Origin of the sequence: Rhodococcus phenolicus (assembly GCF_001646785.1) — a bacterium.
GTDB lineage: Bacteria > Actinomycetota > Actinomycetes > Mycobacteriales > Mycobacteriaceae > Rhodococcus > Rhodococcus phenolicus.
The window spans coordinates 1-540 of sequence record NZ_LRRH01000219.1; the positions used below are offsets into that span (position 1 = coordinate 1).

A 540-nucleotide genomic window follows, 5' to 3' on the forward strand; every position below is an offset into this window, starting at 1 on the left:
GGTTGGGGCATGGGTGGCAGGTCGGTCCACTGTCCGTCACGCAGGGCGAGCACCCGATCCGAGGGATGCGCGGTCAGATTGGGACCTTCCGGTACCCAGCCGCCGAGCACCACCAGCTCGCCGCCGTACTCCACCGCCATCGGATGATTGAGCGGCGCAGGCAGATCCGGTCCGGCCTTCCACGTGTCGATCGCCGGGTCGTAGCCTTCGACCTTCCCGGTCGAGCCGGTGTTGTCGAGCCCGCCGAGCACCCACACGGTGCCGTCGGCGACCGTGGATGCGCTCTGCTGCCGGGGGACGGGGGCGTCGCGCAGCCGGCGCCAAGCCGGACCGGGCTGGATCTGCCGCGGCGGGATCTGCAGTGCCTCGTTCACCGCGGTGGATTCGGCGTGGGTGGGCTCGGTGGCCCCGTCGATCGCGTAGACCGTGTTGCCGACCGCTCCGAGTGCCAGGCCGTGCCGGGGTGTGCGCAGCGCGGGGAGTTCCGACCAGGTGCCCGTGCTCACGTCGAATGCCTCGGCCTGGGCGAGGACGCGGGTG

The 540-nt window shown here is 71.9% G+C and carries 1 protein-coding gene; it reads right to left on the reverse strand.

Features of this window, described 5'->3' with window-relative positions; translation table 11 throughout:
* On the reverse strand, positions 1-540 hold a 540-nt coding region (locus tag A8G15_RS29005), incomplete at both ends, for a Kelch repeat-containing protein (RefSeq protein ID WP_425415139.1).